The following is a 22,981-nucleotide window of genomic DNA, read 5'->3' as shown; positions in this document are numbered from 1 at the left end:
CTTATTTTATGCTGTTTTTTACAAATTCATTCAATCGGTTTGCTAACGAATCGTCAACACTTACTAAAGGCAAACGCACTGTATTCTCAGCAATACCAAGGGCTTGAAAGACTTGTTTGATTCCCGCTGGATTTCCCTGCTCAAAAATCATATCAATACAATCTGATAAAAAGTATTGTGTTTTAAACGCTTCATTTACCTTTTTATTTAATCCTAAACGAATCATTTCTGAAAATTCTTTTGGAAAACCTTGCCCAATAACCGAAATTACACCTGCTCCACCGGCTAAAACAATTGGTAAAGCAATCATATCATCTCCTGAAATTACAAGAAAATCTTTTGGTGCATTTTTTATTATTTGCATGGCTTGTACCAAATCGCCTGCAGCTTCTTTTATAGCAACAACATTTTTAAAATCATTTGCTAAACGAATTACTGTAGAAGGCAACATATTGCTTGAAGTTCTTCCCGGAACATTATATAGAATAATCGGAATTGGAGAAGCTTCTGCAATTGCTTTAAAATGCTGATATATTCCTTCTTGTGTTGGTTTATTATAATAAGGAGAAACAGAAAGGATCGCTTCAAAAGCTGAAAAATCTCCTGTTTTTAATTCCTCAACAATTTGCATTGTATTATTACCTCCAACTCCAAGAACTAGTGGTAACCTTCCTTTATTTGTATTGATTACAGTAGTAATAACCAATTCTTTTTCGGCTTGTGTCAAGGTAGCATTTTCCGCTGTTGTCCCCATAACCACAAGATATTCAACCCCTCCGTCAATCGAAAAATTAACGATACGCTGTAAAGCTTCGATATCTATTGAAAAGTCTTTTTTAAATGGAGTTACAAGAGCAACACCAGTTCCTATTAATGATTGCATATTCTAATTTATATTTTTATTTTATACTCTTTAAATACTTGAACAATTCGAAAACGAAAAGTTTATAATTCTGTATCGTGGTATCGATCATCCATCGATTTAATTTTTTATCTACAGATGCAAATCCCACTTTAAATCTGGCTTTCGACTGGTTGGTTATCATCATCAAAATTGCAGTTTCGATATCATAATAACTAATCAAAAGATCAAATTCTGTCGCTATAAATTCATTCAAAAAAGCTTCGGTAATTTCTCCGTTCCAATTGATATGTTTGTTACCAAATGTAGGGATCGAATACGTTTCTTTTTCTTTAAATTTACTTCTATACGCCACAACTTTTATGTTCTGAGGAGCAATCCCCTGCAGAACCAGCTCGTTTATCAAATCTTTTGAATGCCCAAAAGCACTTTCATCGATCAGTAAACCAATTGTTTGTATATTACTGGTAAAGACTTCGTTTTTGAAATTATTCAAGTTTTTATTTAATGTTTTTTTTACAAAAAATTCCTTTATATAATTTAAAAACATAGTACTTTTGCCAGATTACAAAATTAATTATTTAAGTCGCATTTAAGATGGTAAAACTAAAAAAGTATAACGGATTTTTAAAACTTTTTGTTATATTCTTAACACTTTTTTTTATAACTTCTTGCAGTCAGAAAAATTACAATTTGACGAAGATAGAAGGAAAACAACTTCCGATCACGGAAAAAGATGCTGAAACTCCAGCAATCGAAAAATTCATCAAGCCTTATCGCGATCATATTAATAAAGATTTAGACAGCATTTTAGCATACTGTCCGGAAACTTTGGATAAGAGTACAGGAAAATGGCAAACCAGTATTGGTAGTTTATTAGCTGATGTTTGTGTAGAAAGAGGAAATCTTGTTTTTAAAGCAAGAGAGAAAAAAACAATTGACTTTTGTCTTTTAAACCATGGCGGAATTCGCGCTATTTTACCAAAAGGAAATGTTACTACAAGAACTGCTTTTGAAATCATGCCTTTTGAAAATAATTTGGTTGTAATAGGCTTAAAAGGAGAGCAAGTTCTTGAAATTGCCGCTTATATTATTAAGGAGAGAAAACCTCAGCCTTTATCAGGAATGACATTTACAATTACAAAAGATAATAAAGCTAAGAATATTTTAATTCAGGGAAAACCTCTTGACGTGAACAAAATTTATTATGTGGCTACCAATGATTATTTAGCTAATGGTGGAGACAGCATGACTTTTTTTGCTAAAGGTGTTGAAAAATATGATCTGAATTATAAACTTCGAAATGTACTGATCGATTATTTTAAAGAAGTTGATACGATTCCGGTAGCCAAAAATATCAGAATTACAGAAGAGTAAAAAGACCAAGCACATATTTAGAATTAAAAAATAAATCATTTCTGTGCGCGTAAAAAATTTTAGTCACAGATTAAAGGATTAAAAAGATTAAAAAATCTGTGCAAATCTTTTTAATCGGTGGTAAAAAAATAACAAAATAAAATATCGTTTCCGCAAAAAATATATAAAATGAAAAGAAGAGAATTTATCGAAAAAACTGCTGCAGGTACTGCTTTATTAAGCTTAGGTTTGTCGTTGAGCAGTTTTGAAACCAACGATATTAAGCACTTAACTATTCTACATACTAATGATGTTCACAGCCATATTGATCCTTTTCCGGCTGATGATCCTCGTAACCCAAATAAAGGTGGTGTATCGCGAAGAGCTGCTCTTATAGAAACGATTCGTAAAGAAAACCCAAATGTTCTTTTATTAGATGCGGGAGATATTTTTCAGGGAACGCCGTACTTTAATTATTATGGTGGAGAACTTGAATTTAAGTTGATGAGTATGATGAAATACGATGCATCGACCATAGGAAATCATGATTTTGATAATGGTCTTGATGGCTTGTATGCTCAAATGCCTCACGCTACTTTTGAATTTATCAATTCTAATTATGACTTTAAAAATACGGTCATGAACGGACTTGTAAAACCGTATAAGATCTTTAACAAAAACGGAATTAAGGTTGGTGTTTTTGGTTTAGGTATCGAACTTGCAGGTTTAGTAGATAAACAATTGTATAAAGAAACTGTTTATAATGATCCGGTAGAAATTGCTCAGGATATGACGCAATTATTAAAAAAGGAGGAAAAATGCGATTTGGTAATTTGCCTTTCGCACATAGGATACAAATACAAAGATGATGCCTCTAAGATTTGTGATCTAAAACTGGCTGAATTAACTCAGGATATTGATTTAATCATTGGCGGACATACTCATACTTTTTTAGATAAGCCTACGATTGTAAAAAACAAAGCGGGACAAGATGTATTAGTAAATCAAGTAGGTTGTTACGGAATAAATTTAGGCCGAATTGACTTTTATTTTGATAAAGATAAGGCACACAGTAATCAGGGAAGATCAATTATTGTATAATGCCTTTTTATGAATTTTGGCTTTTTCTAAGAAATATTCTACCATAAAGAAATAGGCCAAAATTTGTGTTATATCCCGAATTAAAACCAAAACAACGGAGTACGAAAAGTATTCGTTGAAGATATAGAATATATCCGAAAAGATATAACTAATAGCCATAAGTGACATTAATAATGCTATATGTGTTCCTTTTGTTATATAGTTTACAAATGAAAAAAAGCTTAAAACACCAAGAACAATTCCGTAAAAAGTATATAGAAAATTAAACTTCTTCATATTGTCGAACTGTAAACTTAATACAGAAACGAGCAAATAGACAATAAATATAATTACAATAGAAACTGGCAAAATATCTTTTTTTGCCAGTTTTATTTTTTCATGGTCTTGTACAAAAAGTTTTATCAATAAAAGATAAACTGCAAGAAAACAGATTACGCCTCCAATTTCAGAGACCTCAACATCCATTAAATCGAAGACCTGACCTATAAAGCAAAACAGAAATATTAAACTTTCGGTTTTACCTATTTTAAACTCATTGCTTATTAAAAAATAAATAAATATTGCCGGGAGAACAACGGCCTTGGCATAGAGCGCAAAAAAATCTTGTTGTGTACAATCGAATATAATTGTACACAGTAATGCTAAAAAGAATAAAATCAAAGACGGTTTATTCGCTTTCATTTAATTTGTTTATAAAATCTTCCTCAGACAATATAGGAATATTTAATTTATTAGCTTTTTCTAATTTTGCGGGTCCCATATTATCGCCTGCCACTACAAAATCAGTTTTTGCAGAAATTGAACTTCCTACTTTACCTCCATTATCTTCGATGGCTTTTTTTAGTTCATCTCTTGAAAATTGAGTAAAAACGCCAGAAACGACAAATGTTTTTCCGATGAATTTTTCAGTAGCATTTGGGTTGACTTTTTCGATAATTTCAAATTGAACTCCGTAACTTTTTAAGCGTTCAATGATTTTTTGATTTTCTTCGTTTTCAAAGAACTCAATTACACTTTTAGCAATTCTTTCGCCGATTTCATCTACCAGGATCAAATCCATTAGAGAAGCTTTGCTTAGTGCATCGATATTTTTATAATGTTTGGCTAATTTTTTGGCCACAGTTTCTCCAACAAAACGGATTCCTAGTGCAAACAAAACACTTTCGAAAGGAATCTCTTTTGATTTTTCTACACCCTTTACCAGATTCTCAGCAGATTTTTGCGCCATTCTTTCCAGGTGTAAAATATCTTCTACTTTTAATTCGTATAAATCGGCATAATTATGTACCAGACCATTCTTGAAAAGTAAAGCTACTGTTTCGCCTCCCAAACCTTCAATATCCATTGCTTTTCTTGATATATAATGCTGGATTCTACCTATAATCTGCGGAGGACATCCGTAAAAATTAGGACAATAATGATTGGCTTCCCCTGCATTTCTGACTAATTCTGTCTGACATTCAGGACAATGAGTGATATAATGTGTAGGCTCTGAGTTTTCAGGACGTTTTGATAAATCTACTGCGATGATTTTAGGAATAATTTCTCCTCCTTTTTCAACAAAAACGGTATCATTTATTCTAATGTCTAATTTTTCTATTTGGTCTGCGTTGTGCAACGAAGCTCTTTTTACAATTGTTCCTGCCAATTGAACAGGCGCTAAATTAGCAACTGGCGTTATGGCTCCGGTACGCCCAACTTGATAGGTAATCGAATTTAATTGGGTCGAAACCTGCTCTGATTTGAATTTGTATGCAATTGCCCAACGAGGTGATTTTGCGGTATACCCTAATTCTTCCTGGTATTGAATGCTGTTTACTTTTACAACAACTCCATCGGTTTCATAAGGTAAATTATGGCGGTGTAGATCCCAATAATCAATGAAGTCAAAAACTTCCTGCATATTGTTGACTAATTTCGCTTCGGTTGGTACTTTGAATCCCCATTTTCTGGCAGATTCTAATCCTTCGTACTGAGACGAAAAAGGCAAATTATTTCCGGTTACAAAATACAATAAACATTCTAAAGGACGTTTTGCCACCTCAGCACTGTCTTGCAATTTTAAACTTCCTGAAGCTGTATTTCTTGGGTTCGAATAAGGGGTTTCTCCTATTTCAATTAATTCCTGATTCATTTTTTCGAAACCGGCAAATGGTAAGATAATTTCGCCTCGAATATCAAATTTTTCAGGATAATTTCCTTTTAATTGTAAAGGAATTGATCGGATTGTTTTGATGTTGCTGGTAACGTCATCACCCTGAAATCCATCACCACGGGTTAAAGCCTGTACTAATTTTCCGTTTTCGTAAGTAATACTTATCGACGCTCCGTCATATTTTAATTCGCAGGTATATTGCAAATTCACGTTTCCTAGAACTTTCTGAATTCTGTTTTCCCAATCGAGTAAATCTTCTTTTGAATAGGAATTATCCAAAGAATACATGCGGTATTGATGTGCTATTGTTTTGAAATTTTTGGTAACCATTCCTCCTACTCGCTGCGTGGGCGAATGCTCGTCAAAAAATTCGGGATGTTTATTTTCTAAATCCTGAAGTTCTTTTAGTTTTATATCAAAATCGTAATCAGAAATTGTGGCATTATCTAACACGTAATAGTTGTAGTTGTGTTGATTAAGTTCGTCTCTTAAAGTCTGAATTGTTTCTTGAATACTCATATAATATTAAAATGCTGAAGGTTGTGATTTAGAATAACTGAACATCAAAATTAGGATTATTTTTGTTCAAAAACAGTAAAAAACAAAACTTTTATAAAATCAAAAATCAAGCTGCAAAACGATGCAACTTGATTTTCTTCTTGCCCATTATTCTTAAAAAGAATTAAACAAAACCAACTTCCAAATGGTTTCTTCGTTTTATGTTTTTATTCTGGTAATCCCCAAATTACAGGAATAGAATCATAAAACTATTTCTGAATAATGATAAAGTCTGAGCGTCTGTTTAATAAATGTTCTTCTTCGGTACATTTCACTCCATTTTTACATTTATTAACTAATCGTGTTTCTCCATAACCAATTGCGCTTTCTATTCTTGAAGGATCAATACCTTGTGCAACAATGTAATCACGTGTCGATTTGGCTCTGTTGTCTGAAAGTTTCAGGTTATAAGCGTCTTTTCCTCGGGAATCTGTATGAGACTCGATTTTGATACGAATGTTAGGAAACTTTCTCATAATAAAAACTACTTTGGCCAACTCATCAACTGCTGATGGTGTTATATCAAATTTGTTATAGTCAAAATAAATTGGGTTAACATCTACTTTTTCTACTCCTTTTTTCTTTACTACGAGATCATCATAATTACTTAGTTCGAAATTAACATCGGTAATTTCTGCTTCGTTTTCTTTTGTAGTTTCGACTGTTTTTTCGTCGTTGCTATAATTTGTTTTAGAAGCCACTAATCGAACTGTTTTATTACAAGGTACTGTTACAGCATATTTTCCTTCATAGTTCGTTTTTGTCTCTGCCAATATCTCATTATACGAATTGTAAGCTACAATGGTAACATCTGTTATTGGCAATTTTGATTTGTGATCGAATGCTTTTCCTGAAATATTCTGATTACAAACCGGTTCTCCTTTTACAAAAGAATAAATGTCATCATCGCCTTTACCTCCAGCTCTGTTAGAAGATACATAACCATAAGCTCCCGTTTTATCAATAACAAAAGTAAAATCGTCTTTGTTGCTGTTTATTGGCGCTCCAAGATTTACAGGTGTAGAGAAGGTTCCGTCTGCCAGAAATTTACTTTGATACACATCGAGATCTCCTAAACCATAATGCCCGTCTGAAGAAAAATAAAGTATTCCGTTACGGAAAAATGGAAAAAGGTCATTACCAATTGTATTAATTTTTGGCCCCAGATTTTGAGGTGAACTCATCGTTCCGTCATCTGCAATTTTAACTACATACAAATCGGTTTCACCATAACCTCCAGGCATGTCTGAAGCAAAGAAAAGCAATTGTCCGTCGTCGCTTAAAGAAGGATGCCCTACAGAATAATCATCATTATCAAAGAACACTTTTTGAGGATTTTCTACTTTTCCGTTTACAATTGAACCTTTAAGAATTTGAAAGTTATTGACTTTGTTTTGATCTATTACTAACTTTTTCTTCTTAATAATATTCGACGAATAATAAATCGTTTTTCCGCTGGCATCAAAACTTGCCGTTGCCTCATGATACTTAGTCATAACATTTGGCATAAACAAGTTGTCATTAAACAAACTTCCGTCAGCAGGATTTCGTTCTGCTATATATAAATTTAAAAACGGCTGATTGTTCCAGTTATAAAGTTTATCTCCAAAATTTGTAGTATCTCTGGCGGATGTAAATACGATACGATCCTGATAGAAAGTGGCTCCAAAATCTGATTTACTGGTATTGATATCTAAGTTTTTAATAGAGTAAAGAGATTTTGCTTTTCTTAAGCTATCCAATTGCTTTTTTTGGGTAACATAATGACTAATCTCTTTTTGATCTCCTTTTTTGTTTAGATACTCTTTTGTGATTTTATCTGCATCATCATAATCCATTACGGCTTTCATCGACTGGATATAACGCAGGTAATAAATATCGGTTAAATTATTGCCTTGTACTTCGTACAATCTTTTATACCATTTAAGTGCATTTCTTGCATCAGAAATAAAGTAATACGAATCTGCGGCATTTTTTATCGTTTGAGCCGATGGATTTTCGATATTTTGTAAACATTCTTCGTAAGCTTTTGAAGCATCTACATAAGAATAGTTTTTAAACAAAGCATCGGCCTTTTTTAAATTAGTCTTTTGAGCAAAACCAAATGTAAAACTCAATAGCAAACTAAGGATATATAATTTTTTCATAAGTTTTATATTTTAGAAGAATCGAGGAGATTTGATTTTACTTTGATTTTTAGTAAATTGATAACGCAAGACAATTTCGTGTGTACCGTCATTGTATTTGGTCAAATCGCTTACAGTATAATCAAAAGCATATCCGGCATAAAAACTTCTGGATATTTGAAAACCCAGTAAAGCACTCACGGAATCATCTGTTCGATAAGAAGCACCGAGTACAAATTTTTCTGCAATCATAAAGTTTGCTGATATATCAGCAGTAAGTGGCGCTCCATTTACTGCTTTTATTAAAAATGCCGGCTTGAATTTTAAATTTGGATTCAAATCAAAAACATAACCTCCCATTAAATAATAATGCAAACGATCATAATCTATAGATTCCTGAACATCATCGTAATAATCATTTTGAATAAAGCTTGGAATTGAAAATCCTACATACCATCTATCTGTATAATAGTAAACTCCGGCTCCAACAGCCAATTTCATTTGATTATTAATGTTTTGATTTAACAAAACATCATTATTATTGTAATATCTACCCTTAGACCAATCGATATTCAACATTCTCATACCTGCTTTAAGACCAAACGCTAATCTTTTATCATATCCTAACGGAATTGAATAAGCAAAGTTTCCGTCCAGATACAATTCGTTTGATGGACCAATTTTGTCATTTACGACACTTAATCCCAAACCAATATTCTCGTTTCTAAGCGGTGAGTGAATAGAAAATGACTGGGTCTCTGGAGCTCCGTCAATTCCTACCCATTGAGAACGTCCCAAAAGAGTTGCTTCTAATGTTCCGGTAGATCCAGCATAAGCTGGATTTACCGACATTGTATTGTACATATATTGTGTGTACCCCGGATCCTGTTGTGCACTGGCACAAAATGTAATAAAAGAACATATTAGGATGAAATACGTTTCTAATGATTTTATATATAGTTTCATAACGATACTTATTAAGTTTAATTAATTAGATGATTAATACAGAGATTATCTCATTATAGATAACCAGCCTTTTTTAACCGTTCCATCTCCAATGGTTATCACATAAAAATAAGTACCTGTTGGCAGCATATCTCCTCTATTAATAACTCCTGATACATTGGCCGTTCCGTCCCAATCATTTTCATAATGTTGTTTACTATATACTAATGAACCGTATCTGTTATATACTTTCAACTCGTTGTTTGGATATGATTCGATACAATCAATTCTGAAAAGATCATTCGCTCCGTCATTATTTGGAGTAAATTCATTGTACACTGTTAAACAAACTGGTACAACAGTAACTGATGCAGAGTTATTTGATGTATCAACATCTAAAGGAGTCGAAATTTCGACAGTTGCAACGTTTGTATAATTACCACTTGACAATACTTCTGCAACGATTGTAAGTACAACACTTTGTCCCGCATTTAGAGTTGGAATTGTCCAAAGTTGTGTAGTTAAATCATATGTTCCTGCAGTTGTACTAGCGCTTATTAAATCGAATCCGCTTGGTAATAATTCGCTTACTATCGTATTTATAAAGTTCCCCTCGCCAACATTGTTCACCGTTACGGTAAATGTTATTTGCTCACCAAAATTAGGTGTAGGATTGCTAACCGTATTTGTTATCGTTAGGTCAGAACATGTAGCTACATTTACATTTAATGATTTAGTTGTTTTTTCATTACATGTATTGATGTAAGTAACATTTACTTTACCAGGTCCGATATCAGACCATGATATTGTTACAGTTCCGTCAGCATTTCCTCCGCCAGAAGTAATTGTTCCGTTTTCAATAGTCCAGATATAATCTGATTTTCCGTTGGCAATAGAATAAGTAACTCCCTGGAAAACACATGGTGTATCATCTGTAGTAGTGATTGGCACCAATGCATCATTTTCAAAAGAAACTGTTACGCCTAATCTTGTTGCACCCTCACAACCATTAGTAGTATTGTTAAGAACACTTGCATAATATGTTGAAGCTGTAAGAGGCGTGTTTGCCGCTAGTGGTGTTCCGCCATTTGCTGAAGTGTACCATATTACATTTGCCTCATTTACAACAATACTTTCTATTGTAGGAGCTGCTGATAAACAGAATGTTTGGTTTACTCTTGGCGTGGTAACAATACCTGGTGTATTTACATTTACTATAACCTGTAATCTTAAAGGATTCTCACAACCTGAACCACTCGCTACAACACCATAATAAGTACCGTTTGCTAAAGCTGTTGTTGCAGGAATTGCTGTTCCTCCGGTTGCAGTACTATACCAAATTACATTTGATTCATTTACCTGAATATTCGAAACTTTTGGTGCATTTACTGAACAGAAGTTTTGAGTAGATGAAGTTGTTGTAGGTGTTGGCATCGGATTAACAATAGTGATTGTAACTGGCAAACGAGTTGCACTTTTACATCCTGTTAACGGATTTGTGATTTCTCCATAATAAATACCAGAAGTCAAAGCTGTTGTTAACGGAATCGCTGTTCCTCCTATTGCACCATTAAACCAAGATACATTACTTTCGTTTACCTGAATGCTGGCAAATGTTGGAGCTGTTGTTGAACAGAAATTCTGAGCTGCGTTATTTGTTGTAGGGACATTTGAACCTCCAACAGTAACCGTAACTTTTAGTCTAATGCTGCTTTCACAACCTGTAGATGCATCTTTTAATGCTGCGAAATAATCTCCGCTTACTAACGCTGTTGTAGCGGCAATTGGTGTTCCGCCGTTTTCTGCACTATACCAAACTACATTAGTTTCGTTTACCTGAATATTGGCAACAGTTGGATTATTTTCTGAACAGAAAACCTGAGTTGCAAGTGTAGTTGTAGGCTTAGCAGGATCAGTTACACTAATTGTTACTGGTAATCTTGTCAAACTTTCACATCCAGATGTTGCATCTTTTATTGAAGCGTAATAAGTTCCGCTTGTTAAAGCTGTAGTGGATGCAATACTAGTTCCACCAGTTAATGCAGTATACCAAACAATATTAGTTACCGTAAACTTAACACTTGCAAATGTTGGCGAATCTACCAGACAGAAGTTTTGTGTACCTGGAGTTACTAATGTTGGCGTACCAGGATCAGTAACATTTGCTGTTATTTGTGATCTAACAGAACTCTCACAACCTGCTCCATCTCTGATAGCTCCATAATAAATGGTGCCATTTACTAATGCTGTTGTAGGATCTAATGAAGTTCCTCCTGAAGCAGCAAGATACCAAACTACGTTTGCCTCATTTGCATGAAGATTAGCAACCGTTGGTGCATTTGCCAAACAGAAATTCTGAGGATTATTTGTAGATGTTGGAGTTGCTGGATTAGCAACATTTGCTGTTATTTGTGAACGAATTGAACTCTCACAACCTGCTCCATCTTTGATAGCTCCGTAGTAAATTGTTCCATTTATTAATGCTGTTGTAGGATCCAATGAAGTTCCTCCCGAAGCAGCAAGATACCAAACTACATTCGCCTCATTTGCCTGAAGGTTAGCAACCGTTGGTGCATTTACTAAACAGAAATTTTGAGGATTATTTATAGAAGTTGGAGTCGCCGGATCAGTTACATTAATTGTTACTGGTAATCTCGTCAAACTTTCACATCCAGATGTTGCATCTTTTATTGATGCATAATAAGTACCGCTTGTTAAAGCTGTAGTGGATGCAATACTAGTTCCGCCAGTTAAAGCAGTATACCAAACAATATTAGTTACTGTAAACTGAACGCTTGCAAATGTTGGTGCATCTATCAGACAAAAGTTTTGTGTACCTGGAGTTACTAATGTTGGAGTACCAGGATCAGTAACATTTGCTGTTATTTGTGAACGAATTGAACTCTCACAACCTGCTCCATCTTTGATAGCTCCGTAGTAAATTGTTCCATTTATTAATGCTGTTGTAGGATCCAATGAAGTTCCTCCCGAAGCAGCAAGATACCAAACTACATTCGCCTCATTTGCCTGAAGGTTAGCAACCGTTGGTGCATTTACTAAACAGAAATTTTGAGGATTATTTATAGAAGTTGGAGTCGCCGGATCAGTTACATTAATTGTTACTGGTAATCTCGTCAAACTTTCACATCCAGATGTTGCATCTTTTATTGATGCATAATAAGTACCGCTTGTTAAAGCTGTAGTGGATGCAATACTAGTTCCGCCAGTTAAGGCAGTATACCAAACAATATTAGTTACTGTAAACTGAACGCTTGCAAATGTTAGTGCATCTACCAGACAAAAGTTTTGTGTACCTGGAGTTACTAATGTTGGAGTACCAGGATCAGTAACATTTGCTGTTATTTGTGATCTAACTGAACTCTCACAACCTGTTCCATCTTTGATAGCTCCGTAGTAAATTGTTCCGTTTATTAATGCTGTTGTAGGATCTAATGAAGTTCCTCCCGAAGCAGCAAGATACCAAACTACATTCGCCTCATTTGCCTGAAGGTTAGCAACCGTTGGTGCATTTACCAAACAGAAATTCTGAGGATTATTTATAGAGGTTGGAGTCGCCGGATCAGTTATATTAATTGTTACTGGTAATCTTGTCAAACTTTCACATCCAGATGTTGCATCTTTTATTGATGCATAATAAGTACCGTTTGTTAAGGCTGTAGTGGATGCAATACTAGTTCCGCCAGTTAAGGCAGTATACCAAACAATATTGGTTACTGTAAACTGAACGCTTGCAAATGTTGGTGCATCTACAAGACAGAAGTTTTGTGTACCTGGAGTTACTAATGTTGGCGTCCCAGGATCAGTAACATTTGCTGTTATTTGTGATCTAACTGAACTCTCACAACCTGCTCCATCTTTGATAGCTCCGTAGTAAATTGACCCGTTAATTAATGCTGTTGTAGGATCTAATGAAGTTCCTCCTGAAGCAGCAAGATACCAAACTACATTCGCCTCATTTGCCTGAAGGTTAGCAACCGTTGGTGCATTTACTAAACAGAAATTCTGAGGATTATTTATAGAGGTTGGAGTTGCCGGATCAGTTACATTAATTGTTACTGGTAATCTTGTCAAACTTTCACATCCAGATGTTGCATCTTTTATTGATGCATAATAAGTACCGTTTGTTAAGGCTGTAGTGGATGCAATACTAGTTCCGCCAGTTAAGGCAGTATACCAAACAATATTGGTTACTGTAAACTGAACGCTTGCAAATGTTGGTGCATCTACAAGACAGAAGTTTTGTGTACCTGGAGTTACTAATGTTGGCGTTCCAGGATCAGTAACATTTGCTGTTATTTGTGATCTAACTGAACTCTCACAACCTGCTCCATCTTTGATAGCTCCGTAGTAAATTGTCCCGTTAATTAATGCTGTTGTAGGATCTAATGAAGTTCCTCCTGAAGCAGCAAGATACCAAACTACATTCGCCTCATTTGCCTGAAGATTAGCAACCGTTGGTGCATTTGCCAAACAGAAATTCTGAGGATTATTTATAGAGGTTGGAGTTGCCGGATTAGCAATATTTACTGTTATTGCTGATCGAACTGAACTCTCACAACCTAGTAAATCTTTTATAGCACCGTGATAAATTGTTCCATTTACCAAAGCTGTTGTTGGATCTAATGCAGTTCCTCCCGAAGCAGCAAGATACCAAACTACATTCGCCTCATTTGCCTGAAGATTAGCAACAGTTGGTGCATTGATCAAACAGAAATTCTGAGGATTATTTGTAGAAGTTGGAGTTGGAGGATCATTAACTATTACAGTAGCAACTTTCAACTCTCCAGCTTTATTCTGACATGTATTGTCGCTTGTTACAGCAACATAATAAGAAACAGGGCTCGATGCTACTGTTAAACCTGTAACAGTTAGAACTCCTGTTGTACTGTTAACAGCATAAGTTACACCACTAGTTGTTCCGTTAAGAATTGGCTGAGTTTTATTAGCATCAAAATACCAAAAGAAAACCGAACCTGGTAATGCGCTTGTAGGCGTTAACGTTGCAGGCGTACCAAGACAAATTGAAGCATTATTTACCTCTATATCCGATTCAAGAGAAGCTGGTAAGATTGTAAATGTTACTTGTTTTCTATCGGCCGGCGCAGTTTCACAATATTCATCTGAACTTACGCCCACATAATAAGTGTAAGTTCCAGGAACTAATCCGTTTATTATTAATTTAGGAGTAGTTTCACCAGCTATTAACTGACTTGTTGTTCCGTTGAAACTATACCAAGAATATACAGGGTTCGTTAAAACTGGTGTTCCATTTAAAATGGCATCTAATGTTACTGTTCCCGTTTCAGTACAAACAATGGTATTATTATTTCCGTTTATGGTTACGTTTGCTATTGCAGCAGCAGGAGTAGTTGCTCTAACAACAACTGTTACTTCTCCTCTTTCTAAAGCTGCACAACCGTAACGAATTGGTTGAATATAATATTTATAAGTACCTGCTGCTAATGTAGCCGGAAGTGTATAACTTTGACCGCCAGTTAAAAGATTACCTCCCGTTGGCGAATCGTACCAGGCATAATCAGCACAAGATTTTGTAGGGACCGTGAGCGTAATTGTCGCTCCCGGACAAACCGTAATTTTATTATCCGGATCACCTCCAATGACTTTCGTATTGGTTACACGATCAATAGTATGCACTCTAAGTTGATCTAAAACATTTGCAGCCCCTCCTAAAGTAATCACAACTTTATCATATGGCTGTGTTTGAGGCGCAACAATTGTCATTGCCATAGTATCTCCGGCAAGCAATTTTAAAGTCAACAAACTTCCATTATCACCTTGTATTGATGGACCAACAGGAATATTTCCTGAATAAAGCTGAATGTTAAGTCCTGAAAGTACACCAAGGCTTAAAAGAGTTCCGGGTTTAGAGATTGTAATTCTCAAACTATCTCCCACCATAGATGGTGTTCTAAAAGTTGCTGCCAATTCAGCATTTGCAAGTACTCCTACACCCGTAAACATTGTAGCATAAGTAGCAACATCTCGATCGGCTACATTCCATGGGTTAGTAACTCCTACAGTAGCAGTTAATACTCCAAGTCCTGCCAATTCTTTTGCACCAGAGAAAATATCTTCGATATCCCCTTGACCACAAGCAATTTGTGTTACTTGTTTTTTATAGTAAGCATCATAAACATTAATATTTTGCGCTAAACTTAAAACAGACCCTAGTTGAACTCTGATACCATCATAATCCTGAACTCCTGAATTATTTGAAGGAACAAATGTATATTCGAATGAATTTTGTCCTGGCAATAAAGTCAATAATGAGCCTGATACTGATTGCAAAGTTCCAATATCAATCGGATTATTAGATCCGTCTCGTTTAGTTCCTATTACTGAAATGCTTCCTCCCACTGCAAGTAAACTATTTTGTAAACCTAGTTTAACTGTAACAGGAGTTCCTTTAGTAATAGTGGTTGGCCATTGTAAATTTTGCCATGTTGTACCAATACCTAAAAGCCCTAAACCTGTAGTTATTGTTGAATAGGTACTTGGATCATTATCTACCGCCAAAGGTCTATTTGTTACACCTCCGGTAATAATTGATCCCGCTAATTCAGTATTAGCATATACTCTTTCTAATAATGTATCACAAGTAGCGGGATCTATAACGCTAATTGTTACTATTTGGCTTGTAGTACAGTTTCCAAGAGTTGCAATTACAGTATAAGTAAAAATACCAACAGTATTAAGAACCAAATTACTTGAAGGTACTAAATTTCCTTGTTGATCATACCATGCAATTGTTCCGTTTGATGTTGCAGTTAAATTAACCGAAGAACCTTTTGTAACTGCTATTGAATTAGTTACACCTGTTAAGGTTGGTAATGGGTTTACATTTACTACTACAGGTAGTTTTACAGATGGGCAAGCAACACCCACTTTTTGAGCCTGAATAAAATAATTACCGGTTGCGGTAATATTAGCGGCAACAGCATCTGTTATTATATTATTAGATGCATCGAAGAAAGTGTAAGTAGTATCTCCTGATGTATCTAAATTTGTAATAGCATCTTTTAAGTTTGCTTTACCACAAGCTGAATAAGGATTTGCAACAGTTAAAGCTGCACCCGCAGGATAGTTTACAACCACTTCTTTTAATGTTTCATTTACGTTTTCGCAAATTCCTCCATTAGAAACAGATAAATAATAAGTATAAGGTGCATTTAAAGCAGTAAGACCACTTATTGTAAGCGCTCCTGTTGTAGGATCTTTTACATAAGTTACTCCCGCTGTAGTACCCGTAGTAATTTCTTGTGTTTTATTTTGATCTGTGTAATATTTAAATGTTGCTCCCGCTAAAGCAGATGTTGGAGCTAATACAATTCCTCCTGCACAAGACGCAGTTAAAGGACTTGCAATTGTAATATCCGCAGCTGTTGGAATAGATAATACATTAACCGTAACAGGCTGACGAACACTATTAATACAAGTTCCGCCTCGGGTTGCTTCTAAATAATAAATTGTAGTAGCAGTTAATGGAAGTGTTGGGCTGACTGCCACAATATTTCCACCTGTAGGAGCATCATACCATGTAAAAGTTTCTGTTCCTGTAGAAGAAGCTGCTAATGTTGCCGTTTGTCCTGCACAAATTGGCGCTGTTGCTCCCGTTATTGTAGCATTAGGAAATCTATAAGAAGCTCCATAAACGTTTAAAGTAGTTAACAAACCAACTAATGCACCTAATCTAATGTCAACTTGATCAAATGCAGCATTTGTTTTGAAACTAACTTTAAATCTATTTCCTGATAATACTTGCAAATTCAATAGACTATTGTTTACTGCAAGTCTCAGAAGATTTTCGACCCCTCCATTAGAAGTTCCTATACTTACAGATCCTAACAATGACAGATCAGCAAGACCTCCAGGTAATTCTAATTCGACATCAATAATATCTCCCGCCTGACCAGGTGTTAGAAATTTTAGTTCTTGTTGAATGTATGAATTAAGTACTCCCGCAGTTATAGTCAAAGAAGCAAAATTATTTGGGTTTGCGTCAACAGCGTTAGGTCCGTTAATTCCATTACATAAAACACATAATAAACCAGGGTCAACAGTTATTGCTTGTGTGCTTGGCTGTAAACAAGTACTAACTGTATTGGTTACCATTACATTAATCGCAGCTCTTGAAATACTTTTACAATCTGATAAACCATTTACAGCTTCAACATAAAATGTTTTATTTGCAGTTAAAACCGGATTTGGTGTATAAGTATTACTGCCAGAACCTTGCAAAAGAGTTCCTCCTGTTGGAGCATCGTACCATAAATAGGAAACTCCCGGATCACTTACAACAGACAACTGTACATTCTGACCTGACTGAATAATAACATTCGAAGATACAGGAACCGGAGGTGCTGGTCTAGGGTTAACATTTACATTAACTGGTGTACGAGCACTTAAACAAGTTCCAATTACCGCTTCAATATGATAAGTAGTTGGAACAGTCAAACTTGGGGTTACAAAAGAAGTTCCTGTAAATACCAATGTTCCTCCTGTAGCAGCATCGTACCAATTATACGTTGTACCTGCAACTGGGGATTGAATGGTTATCGTTGTAGTTTCTCCACTGCATAAATTAGTTGGAACAGTAGAAATTGCTGTTGGTGCCACTGGATTATTTACCGTAACTGTAACAGGATTTCTTTCACCATTGACACAGCCATTGCGAGTCAATTCAACATAATAAGTTGTATTAGCAGTTAAAGGCAGTGTTGTAAACGAAGCTGTACTGTTTAATAAATTTCCGCCAGTTAAAGCATCATACCATCTGATAGTTTCACCTAAAGCCAGATTAGCATTTAAAGTTGCAGTTTGTCCGCTGCAAATTGTAGTATTTCCAGAAATAACTGGTGCTTTATATCTGTAAGTCGCCTGATAAATATCTACGGTCGTTAAAAGATTAGCGACTGCTCCTAATCGAATTTCTACACGATCAAAATTCGCACCTGCAACAACACTTGCTCTAAAGCGATTACCTGATAGTAATTGAAGTGAAATTAATGGATTTGTTATCGCTATTCTATCATTATTATAGGTTGCTCCGTTGTAAGTTGCTAAGCTTACGGCTCCTAACAAAGAAAGATCGGCAATACCGCCTGGCAGTGCCAATTCTACATCAACGATATCTCCCGCTTTTCCAGGATTAGTAAATTGTAATGTCTGTTGTAATGATGCAACAACACCAATCGGAATAGTTAAACTCGCTGCTGTTGCAGGATTACCGTCTACAGAATTATTTAAATTAGTTGAACTACACAATAAACATATACCAACTTGTGTAGTAACCTGACTGCTGGCTTCACGACATCCGCCTAAAGCAGCTGGCTGAACCGTTACCGTTACAGGTACTCTGGTTGTACTGACACAACCACCTGTAAGGTTAACTGATTCTACATAATAGATTTTAGTCGCTGTTAAAATTGGAGTTGTAAAAGTAGTAGAATTAGCTAGTAATTTTGTTCCTCCTGTTGGAGTATCATACCAATCTAAACCAACACCCGGCTCAGCTGTTGAAGCACTTAAAGTTGCATTCTGACCAGCAAGAATCGATACACCTTGTGTTAATATCGTTGCAAGCGCAGGAACCGGAGTTGAAGTAACATTTACCTGAGTACGAGTCGATTTACATGTACCAATTGATGCTTCAACATAATAAGTAGAAATACCCGTAGGCACAGTTGGCGTATAGGTAGTTCCAGTAGTCAAAGCAACACCTCCCGTTGCAACATTGTACCAGGAATAAGTTGTTCCTAACACCGGATTTATAACCGATAAAGTAGTTGCCTGAGTGGCTCCAGCAGAACAAATAGTCGTTCCGGTGGCACTAATAACAGGCGCTATAGGCTGAACGACATTAATAGTTACAGGTAATCGCTGATCACTTTCGCAAACACCGTTTCTTGAGGTACTTACATAATAAGTTGTGCTAGCGGTTAGTGCTGGCGTAGTATAAGTTCCTACATTCGAAAGTGGTGTAGTAGCAGTTGGAGAATCATACCACGCAACTGTAGTACCAGCTGCAGCTGTAGCAGAAAGTGCTACTGATTGTCCGAAACACACTGATTGTGTTTCTCCATTGGCAATCGTAGGTTTTGCAAATTGCAAACGCACATCATAAATTCTTAAATTAATCAGTAAACTAACAAGTCCCCCTGTTTGAATTTTTATCTGATTTGCATCTGATGTCAAAGTATACTTTACGACATTAATATTCTCTCCATTATCTAATAATTGAAGATTTACTAATCCGCTCAAAGGAACCGCACTTCCTGCAGAAACATTAGATAAAAACGGTTGGATAGTCGAATTTGCAAGGACTCCGGCACTTATTACGGCACTACCGTTACCGTAATACAATACAATTTGATCTCCTGCCTTTGCAGTTTGATTAAAGGTTACCGTTTCTTCAGCAAAACAACCTACTCCTAATGAGTTTGTTATTGTTGCATAAGTACTTAAACTGGAATCGTATGCCAAAGTTGCGTTAGTAACTCCGGTAGTACCTAAACAGACTCCACCAATACTTGTAGAGCTTCCCGTTGGTCGACAAAACGTTTGAGCAAAGTTTTTATTACTCATAAGCAATAAAAACAATAAAAGCCATACGGCTAATAATCTCCTCTGAACGATGAGATCATAAAAAGTAAAAGTTTTTTTCATAATTTGGAAGATTAGAAAATGGACAATAAAATACCTCTTGCGATAAGCACGTATGCTTAGGCAATTTCAAAAAACGTTAAAAATCAACTAATTAAAATGAAATTTAAATTCGTAGTATACTAAGAATGTAAACTGCATTTCAGTAAAAAAATCATGTCGTATTGCGTATAACAAAGTATACTAAAGAGCAGTTTTTATTCCTGTAGAATAAAAAAGGTCTTGAAAATTTTGAGGAATATTGATCTGAATCAATCTTCCATGCGGAGTGATTTGTTGCAGGATTAATTTTCATAAAAGAAAATTTAAGTTGAATAGAACTGGGGGAATTCTTAATATATAGTATGACTCAATATTTATAGAAAGTTGATTAGGCAATCTGTAAATTTTGTTGATTTAGAATTAATTCTAAAAATTGAATCATTATGTTTAATAAAAAACGTTTGCTGAATTTAAAAATATTTAAACACAGAAAAAGTCTTCATTAACAAAACCACCGATCGGGCTTTGAAAATAAAAACCAACTATAATTATAAAATTGTTGAAAAAAGTTTGCACTTACCCGAAAATCGAATTTAAAGATGAATCGATTAATTCTGGTACAGATAAAAAACAAAGTCAAAATAATAGGAATAATTAATGCAAACCAAATAAAGAAAGTAGATGTCATTTCCATAAGCGAACTAATTAAGTTATTATTTAAATCTTGAATTTCAATTTAAAAAAAGTATCAATGGAGCTTGTTTTCTTCTATTTAAAACAACAATAAAAAATCATGTTCTTTTTATGTCTTTAAAAAAGTACTGAAAACTACTTTGTTTAACTTTTGTATTCTAAAATTAGAAAAAACAAAAATGTAAAACAAGTATAAAATTCTTATTTTTTTAAATTTAAAAAAGATCTGAATCATAAAAAACTATCAAAACATCAGAAAAACCTACGTCTTTAACATAAAAACGACTGTTATAAATATCACAAAAAAGCGGAATCAATTTGTGTTAAAACTTTAAAAAGTAAGTTTAAGATTACTTTTAAAGACTCGTAATCGATTAAAATGCAGTGAAAAAAGTTTATTTGAAAAGCAAAACCTACAATTTATTTTAAAAAAAGAGATTGTTTACACTATTCAAAAAAAAGAAGTAGAAATACGGGGTAAAAAAAATAAAAAAGTTTAAACAAAAGTTAAAAAACTAAAAAAAAGGTAAATAATTTAACATCAATCATTTACCCTTTCTATAATATAATACAACAAAAATTACGATTCAATAATAGTATTGATTTGAGTAAATAATTGTCCGTCACTTAAAAATGCACCTTGCTGAATTAGTTCAAAAATAGAGACATTACGATCTTCGGTAAATACTTTTTTACCCACCTTCATTTCTATGTTCTCTGTAAACATATTATCGCTTAACCATTGTAAACCATCTTTAGTCAGAAAATCAGTTTCAGGAACTAATGATTTTAAAACGATAGATTGTACATCTTTTTCAAAACACTTAAACAAAAAGATATGGTTTCTGGAGAAATGCTCTAAATATTCGGCTCTCGATAAAACACCTTCCCAAATTAAATCAGAGAAAACATCCAGTTCTTGTTCTGCCACTTCTGGCTTATTTATTTTAATAGAATCCCACTCTGCTTTATCAATGGTTTGTGTAGCTAAAAAATTAGCGAATTCTGCATGCAATTCATCAAATTGCTCTTTTGTTAGTCTTGCGTATTTCATTTCAAATTAGGCTTTATATCTTACGCTATAAGCCGCAAGCAAATGCTTATGGCAAATAACTTTTAAGTCAGTTCTTATTTCTTTAAACAAAAAAATCCCGATTCGCATCGGGATTTTTATATAGTATATAAAACTATTACTTTTCAGCGATAATTTCGTATGGTAATTCAACAATAACATCTCTGTGTAAACGGATGCTAGCTGCATATTTTCCAGTACGTTTTACGATACCACTAGTGATGAATTTTCTATCAATAGCGTTACCAGATTTTTCTAAAGCTTCAGCAATGTCGATGTTTGTGATAGAACCAAAAAGTTTCTCTCCACCAGCTTTTGCAGTAAGTTTAATTTCAAGAGCTTTTAAAGTTTCAGCTAATGCTTTTGCATCAGCAACAACTTTAGCTTCTTTGTGCGCTCTTTGTTTTAGGTTTTCAGCCAAAACTTTTTTAGCAGAAGGAGTTGCTAAAGCAGCAAAACCTTGAGGAATTAAAAAGTTACGTCCGTAACCCGCTTTTACAGTAACTACATCATCTTTAAATCCTAGATTCTGTACGTCTTGTTTTAAAATAAGTTCCATGTTGTTGTCCTTATGTTTGAGAAGTTAGGTTCCATCTTACCGGAAACCAACAACTTTGTTTTTAATATTATTTTAATAAATCGGCCACGTATGGCATTAAAGCTAAGTGACGAGCTCTTTTTACAGCTACAGAAACTTTTCTTTGGTATTTTAATGAAGTTCCAGTTAAACGACGAGGAAGAATTTTTCCTTGCTCATTAACGAATTTCAATAAGAAATCAGCATCTTTATAATCAATATATTTGATTCCTGATTTTTTGAAACGGCAATACTTTTTAGTTTTGTTAGTTTCAATGTTTAAAGGCGTTAAATATCTGATATCTCCGTCTTTTTTTCCTTTTGCAGATTGTTCGATTGTAGACATAATAATTACGCTTTAGTAGATTTTAATTTAGCTCTTCTTCTTTCCGCCCATGAAATAGCATGTTTGTCTAAACTTACAGTTAAGAAACGCATAACTCTTTCGTCACGTCTAAATTCAGTTTCAAAAGCAATTAGAACTTCTCCAGCTACTTTGAATTCGAATAAATGGTAAAAACCACTTTTTTTGTTTTGGATTTCGTAAGCCATTTTTTTCAGACCCCAATCCTCTTTCGATACCATTTCAGCTCCTCTACTAGTAAGAAATTCTTCAAATTTCGTTACTGTTTCCTTCACCTGAACCTCAGATAAAACGGGATTTAAAATGAAAACAGTTTCATAATGATTCATAAATACAATATTTATTTGTTAAAATTGGGTGCAAAAGTAACCATTTAATTTATATATACAACACTTTTTTACTTTTATTCGTTGTAATGTAAAAAATGCGGGCTGTTTTTAGTTTTTTTTACAAAAAAATAATACATTTACTACTGCTATCCTGAAT

Annotated in this window: 13 protein-coding genes; 2 read left to right on the top strand and 11 right to left on the bottom strand. The window is 34.5% G+C overall.

Features of this window, described 5'->3' with window-relative positions; translation table 11 throughout:
• Window position 1: 1 nt before the first annotated feature.
• Both dapA and L0669_RS14005 read right to left on the bottom strand, forming a co-directional pair.
• A complete protein-coding gene (gene dapA, locus L0669_RS14010; RefSeq protein WP_263758311.1) occupies window positions 2-883 on the bottom strand; it encodes a 4-hydroxy-tetrahydrodipicolinate synthase in 882 nt (293 codons plus the stop codon).
• A gap of 16 nt (window positions 884-899) precedes the next feature.
• Window positions 900-1,412 (bottom strand): DUF6913 domain-containing protein, encoded by a 513-nt coding sequence (locus tag L0669_RS14005; protein ID WP_263758309.1) that lies wholly within the window; start codon window positions 1,410-1,412, stop codon window positions 900-902.
• A gap of 47 nt (window positions 1,413-1,459) precedes the next feature.
• Between L0669_RS14005 and L0669_RS14000 the strand changes: the two genes are divergently transcribed.
• Both L0669_RS14000 and L0669_RS13995 read left to right on the top strand, forming a co-directional pair.
• On the top strand, window positions 1,460-2,239 hold the full coding sequence (locus tag L0669_RS14000) for a 5'-nucleotidase C-terminal domain-containing protein (RefSeq protein ID WP_173969256.1): 780 nt from the start codon (window positions 1,460-1,462) through the stop codon (window positions 2,237-2,239).
• A 168-nt stretch (window positions 2,240-2,407) separates the two neighbouring features.
• The gene (locus L0669_RS13995) at window positions 2,408-3,319 is read left to right on the top strand and encodes a bifunctional metallophosphatase/5'-nucleotidase (RefSeq protein ID WP_173969257.1); all 912 of its coding nucleotides are present in this window, start codon (window positions 2,408-2,410) and stop codon (window positions 3,317-3,319) included.
• Here the strand turns inward: L0669_RS13995 and L0669_RS13990 are convergent.
• The 9 genes from L0669_RS13990 to rpsF form a co-directional block, all read right to left on the bottom strand.
• The gene (locus L0669_RS13990) at window positions 3,305-4,000 is read right to left on the bottom strand and encodes a lysoplasmalogenase family protein (RefSeq protein WP_263758308.1); all 696 of its coding nucleotides are present in this window, start codon (window positions 3,998-4,000) and stop codon (window positions 3,305-3,307) included. The two genes, L0669_RS13995 and L0669_RS13990, sit on opposite strands and share 15 nt — an antisense overlap.
• A complete protein-coding gene (ligA, locus tag L0669_RS13985; protein WP_263758306.1) occupies window positions 3,987-5,993 on the bottom strand; it encodes an NAD-dependent DNA ligase LigA in 2,007 nt (668 codons plus the stop codon). The genes L0669_RS13990 and ligA overlap by 14 nt, the downstream gene beginning before the upstream one ends.
• A 248-nt stretch (window positions 5,994-6,241) precedes the next feature.
• Window positions 6,242-8,179: an OmpA family protein gene (locus L0669_RS13980; protein WP_263758305.1), complete on the bottom strand. Its 1,938-nt coding sequence runs from the start codon at window positions 8,177-8,179 to the stop codon at window positions 6,242-6,244.
• A 12-nt stretch (window positions 8,180-8,191) separates the two neighbouring features.
• Window positions 8,192-9,124, bottom strand: coding sequence for a PorP/SprF family type IX secretion system membrane protein (locus tag L0669_RS13975; RefSeq protein ID WP_263758303.1), 933 nt, complete (start codon window positions 9,122-9,124; stop codon window positions 8,192-8,194).
• Between the two features lie 45 nt (window positions 9,125-9,169).
• On the bottom strand, window positions 9,170-19,810 hold the full coding sequence (locus L0669_RS13970; RefSeq protein WP_263758302.1) for an Ig-like domain-containing protein: 10,641 nt from the start codon (window positions 19,808-19,810) through the stop codon (window positions 9,170-9,172).
• 1,252 nt (window positions 19,811-21,062) lie between these two features.
• A complete protein-coding gene (locus tag L0669_RS13965) occupies window positions 21,063-21,536 on the bottom strand; it encodes a DUF6495 family protein (protein WP_263758301.1) in 474 nt (157 codons plus the stop codon).
• A 136-nt stretch (window positions 21,537-21,672) separates the two neighbouring features.
• Window positions 21,673-22,113, bottom strand: coding sequence for a 50S ribosomal protein L9 (gene rplI, locus L0669_RS13960; RefSeq protein ID WP_173972883.1), 441 nt, complete (start codon window positions 22,111-22,113; stop codon window positions 21,673-21,675).
• 67 nt (window positions 22,114-22,180) lie between these two features.
• A complete protein-coding gene (rpsR, locus tag L0669_RS13955; RefSeq protein WP_002987043.1) occupies window positions 22,181-22,477 on the bottom strand; it encodes a 30S ribosomal protein S18 in 297 nt (98 codons plus the stop codon).
• A gap of 5 nt (window positions 22,478-22,482) precedes the next feature.
• The gene (gene rpsF / locus L0669_RS13950; protein WP_007810575.1) at window positions 22,483-22,824 is read right to left on the bottom strand and encodes a 30S ribosomal protein S6; all 342 of its coding nucleotides are present in this window, start codon (window positions 22,822-22,824) and stop codon (window positions 22,483-22,485) included.
• Window positions 22,825-22,981 lie beyond the last annotated feature (157 nt).

Origin of the sequence: Flavobacterium bizetiae, assembly GCF_024271895.1 — a bacterium.
Lineage (GTDB): Bacteria > Bacteroidota > Bacteroidia > Flavobacteriales > Flavobacteriaceae > Flavobacterium > Flavobacterium bizetiae.
Note: the sequence above shows the minus strand (reverse complement) of the source record. Positions and strands in the feature narration are given on the sequence as shown.